Genomic DNA, 4,344 nt, shown 5'->3' with positions numbered 1-4,344 from the left:
GCACGCGACGTAGCCGCAGTCGCACAACCACCCAAGGCTCACGCCGCGGCGTCCCGAGCGGCAGTTGGCGTGAGAGGTACCTCACGTCGCGTGGGTTCGGCCGTGACGCCGGCGCCTGCCTAGCGTTGATTCCTTCGCAGGGCGCCCACAACCAAGTGGGCGCTCTGCGTATGTCTGCTTCGAAGCCGACATGACGCCAGTACTAGAGACCCGCTCGACGGGTACGGAAGACACGTGATGAGACGACACCTGACCACCGCGACGACGATCATCGCCACCACCGTGGCCCTGCTCGCCGGCGCAGGGGCCTCCCCCGGCGCGTCTGCCGGCCCCGCTACCCCGATGACGTCCGTGACGACCGCGACAGCCGCGACGACCACCGCCGGCACGAGCGCCCGGAAGGGCTCGAGCCTGCGCGTCACGCCGAAGCGCTTCGTCGGCGGTCAGGCACTGACGTTCTCGGGCCGGATCCCGGGTGCCAACAACAAGAAGCTGAAGCTCCAGTCGTTGTTCAACCGTCCGGGCGACAAGTGGATCACCCGTTCGCGCAGCATCGGCTCGACCGACCGCAGCGGTCAGTTCAAGTTCACGCAGACCGCACCGAGCAACTACAACATCCGCTACCGGGTCAAGGCCGCCAACGGGCGCACGAGCAAGGTGGTCCGCTTCCAGCCGCGCCAGCAAGAGGTGACCCTCCGGCTCAACGGCGGCAAGGTGCAGCAGCGGGGGCAGGTGGCCGGCGGCCAGGGCTTCCACATCGACGTCGACACCACCCCGACCGGGCAGGGCGATCTCGGTCGGCCGCCGCCGGCGTTCCCCGGCCGCACCCTCGACCTCCAGCAGCGGGTCAACGGCAACCAGTGGCAGAACATCGCGAGCACCACGTCGGACGACAACGGCAAGGCGAGGTTCTACCTGAGCGCCGGCGAGCCCGGCCTGACTGCCTACCGCGTGCGCCAGGCGGCCATCCGCACAGGCGGCAACCGGATCGGCTGGTTCCCGTCGTTCCCCCTCGAGGTCCGCTTCGTCGATCCCAACGCCAGCCGTACGACGCCGTCCGCACGCACGCAGAGCCCCACCTCGGAGTCTGCCGCCGAGGAGAACCAGCCCACCGCCGGGCGCCCGATGGCCCCGGTCTCGGCACGCTCGGGGGGCGGCAACCCCCAGGCCAGCGCACGCTACAAGTGGGGACCGACCCACTGGGACTTCGCCTGGGAGTCCGGTGAGTCCCTCACCGACAAGCCCTACCGGGGCCGCAACCGCACCGGCTACTGGATCGATCGCTCCAACGGATCGGGCCGAGCAGCGGCCCACAACGGTGGTCTCGCACTCGAGAGCAACCTCACCGAGTCCGGTCGCAGGGGCGACCACGGAACCAACTCGGTGACGCTCGCCGGCAACGCGATCACCTACGGCCGCTGGGAGTTCCGCCGCCGCATCGACGTCTTCGAGCGCAAGGGCCGCGACTACCGCGTCAAGATCGAGCTCGTCCCCGCCAACGCGGCAGACTCCGCCTGTGGCGCCAACACGATCAACGTCGCCACGGTCGGCTACAACTCGCGCAAGGCGAGCCTCGGCGTGACCTCCTCGGACGCCAAGAAGGCCTGGACCGGGTCCAAGCGGATCTCTCGCATGGGCGGCAACCCCCACAGCTGGAGCGTCGAGGTGACGCGCAGCCAGATCACCTGGTTCCTCAACGGCAGGAGCCTGGCCACCGTGAAGAACCGCCAGGCAGTGCCCGGGGTCCCCCTCACCCCCAAGCTCAGCCTCGTCGGCAAGGGCCAGAAGGAGATGCGCCGCACCCGGGTGCTCTACGACTGGCAGCGCGGCTGGACGCTGAACAAGCAGGCCCGCAAGGCCCAGAAGGGCTCGGGGCTGAAGGTAAAGAATCTGCAAAACAGCTGCTGATCGACCCACGGTCCCTAGGCTGGCTCCACCCACAGCTCCACTGCACTTCCCTCTCCCAGCTCCACTCCCCCCAACTCCCCCCAACTCCCCCCAACTCCCCGCTGGAGACACCCCCATGTCCCGAACCTTGCCCCGGACCCTGCTCTGCGCGCTCGGAGCCCTGGTGACGAGCCTGTCGCTCGTCGCCCTTCCCGGCGCCTCAGCCAGCAGCTCCGCCCAGAAGTCCTCGACATCGTTGAGCATCTCCCCCGAGGTCTTCGTCGGTGGTCAGAGCCTGACCTTCACCGGCACGCTCGCGGGCGCGCCCAACTCGTCGCTGAAGATCCAGACGCTCTTCAACCGCCCCGGCGACTCGTGGAACACCCGCGACGGTGTCGTCGCGTCCACCAACGGCGCCGGCGACTACGCCTTCACCTACCCCGGCCCCAACAACTTCGGGATCAGCTACCGCGTCCTGGCCGGCAACGGCACGACGAGTCCGGCCGTGATGCTCGAGCCCCGTCAGCAGGAGGTCGTGCTGACCCTCAACGGTGGCGCCGAGCAGGCGGGCGGCACAGTCGTCAGCGGCGAGGCTTTCACCCTCGGGGTGAACACCACCCCCACCGGGCGTGGCAACCTCGGTCGACCGGCGCCGCCGTTCCCCGGTCGCACGATCGATCTGCAGCAGCGGGTCCGGACCGACCAGTGGGAGACGATCGACACCACGTCCTCGGACGCCGACGGCGCGGCCTCCTTCACCGTCACTGCCGGCGACCCGGGCGACCTCGCCTACCGGGTGCGCCTCGACGACATCAAGACCGACGGCAACGAGATCGGCTGGTTCCCCTCGTTCCCGCTCCTGGTCGACGTGGTGGCACCGGGGACGGCGGCGCCGGCCAAGGCCGAGACCGCCTCCTCGCCCAGCACCACGAGCACCACGACCGCACGCGCCACCAGCAGCAAGGGAGCGACGCCTCTCGCCAGCACCCGCTACAAGTGGGGCCCCTTCCGCTACGACTTCGCCTGGGAGGGCGGTGAGTCCCTCACCGACCAGCCCTACCGCGGCACCCACCGCACCGGGACCTGGATCGACACCTCCGACGGCTCGGGCCGGGTGGCGCACTACAACGGCGGGATGGCGCTGAGCACGAACGTCAGCGAGTTCCCCGGCACCGGCGACTTCGGCACGACCACCGCGACCCTCACTGGCAACTCCATGACCTACGGCCGCTGGGAGTTCCGCCGCCGTATCGACGTGTTCGAGGACGCCGGCGCCGACTACCGCGTCAAGATCGAGCTCGTCCCGGCCCTGGAGCGGGACGCCCGGTGCGGCCTCAACGTGATCACCGTGGCCGACGTGGCGTTCAACTCCGCGCGGGCTCGCATCGGTGTCTCGTCCGCTCGGGCTCAGAAGGCCTGGTCGGGCTCACGGCGCATCCCGCGGCTCGGAGACGGCGCGCACACGTTCGGCATCGAGGTCACCCGACGCAACGTCACCTGGTTCCTCGACGGCGAGAGCCTGGCGACCCTGAAGCGCAAAGCCGTGCCGCGAGTCCCGCTCACCCCCCGACTCAGCCTGGTCGGTCGCGGCGACACCGAGATGCGACGCACCCGCGTGCTCTACGACTGGCAGCGCGGCTGGGCCCTGAACCGGCAGGCCAAGGCCTCCGAGCGTGGCAAGCGGATCAAGGCGTCGGCCGTCAAGAGCCGCTGCTGATCGCTGACCGGTGCTGGACCCTCAGGCCTTGACGGCCAGCACCGGGCAGTGGGCGTCGAGGAGCACGCGCTGCGCGTTCGAGCCGAGGATCAGCTTGCCGACCGGCGTCCGTCGCCGCAGCCCGATGACGATGAGGAGCGCGTCATTGGCCTCGGCGACACTCACCAGGTCCTCGGCCGCCTCGAACCCGCGGGTCAGCTGCCGGATCTCGTAGTCCACCCCCGACGCCTCGAGCGTCGCGCGGACGTCGGCGAGATCGGGTTCGCCCTCGTCGGTGCGCCCCTGGTGGGAGTTCACCACGATCAGGTCGGCGTCGCGCAGGCGCGCCTCTGCGATCGCCGTGGTGAGGGCTGCTTCACCTTCGGGCTTGGGCACGTAACCAACGACGACGCTCGACATGGCTTGCACGCTACCCGTCCCAGCCGCTGCTGACACCCTGTGGAGGACCAGCGCGGCCTGTGAGCGGGGTGAGCCACCCTGGCTGCATGCCTCCCCGACCACCGCTTCCGCACCCGTCACCCGGTGTCGGCCTGGTCCACCCGCTCGCGCCGGCGCTGGAGGCACTGCTGCGCCACGCGGTGCTGGAGCACGTGGCCACCGAGCGTCGACGGGTGTTCCCTCCGACCCTTCAGCTCGGCGTCCCCGGAGAAGGTCGCACGGTCCTGCCCGACGTCGGACCGCGACCCGACCACGCCTTGCGCACCGACCTCCTCGAGGCGTTGTTTCACCACCACCACGAG

General features: G+C 70.0%; 3 protein-coding genes and 1 pseudogene. 3 read left to right on the top strand and 1 reads right to left on the bottom strand.

From position 1 onward, the window contains the following. Window positions 1-234 precede the first annotated feature (234 nt). Both VOI19_RS15180 and VOI19_RS15175 read left to right on the top strand, forming a co-directional pair. Window positions 235-1,908: a hypothetical protein gene (locus tag VOI19_RS15180; RefSeq protein ID WP_323793805.1), complete on the top strand. Its 1,674-nt coding sequence runs from the start codon at window positions 235-237 to the stop codon at window positions 1,906-1,908. A 115-nt stretch (window positions 1,909-2,023) separates the two neighbouring features. Then, complete coding sequence (locus tag VOI19_RS15175) at window positions 2,024-3,604, top strand: hypothetical protein (RefSeq protein WP_323793804.1); 1,581 nt, start codon at window positions 2,024-2,026, stop codon at window positions 3,602-3,604. 21 nt (window positions 3,605-3,625) lie between these two features. On the opposite strand, the gene VOI19_RS15170 is transcribed toward VOI19_RS15175, so the two are convergent. Beyond that, window positions 3,626-4,003: a universal stress protein gene (locus VOI19_RS15170; protein ID WP_323793803.1), complete on the bottom strand. Its 378-nt coding sequence runs from the start codon at window positions 4,001-4,003 to the stop codon at window positions 3,626-3,628. 86 nt (window positions 4,004-4,089) lie between these two features. On the opposite strand from VOI19_RS15170, the pseudogene VOI19_RS15165 reads away from it, so the two are divergent. Continuing rightward, window positions 4,090-4,344 (top strand): annotated as a pseudogene (locus tag VOI19_RS15165) (hypothetical protein); the annotation flags it as partial.

It is taken from the genome of Nocardioides sp., from assembly GCF_034670285.1.
In the GTDB taxonomy this organism is placed as follows: Bacteria; Actinomycetota; Actinomycetes; order Propionibacteriales; family Nocardioidaceae; genus Nocardioides.
The sequence above is the reverse complement of the archived record's forward strand: the minus strand, read 5'-3'. Positions and strand labels throughout refer to the sequence as shown.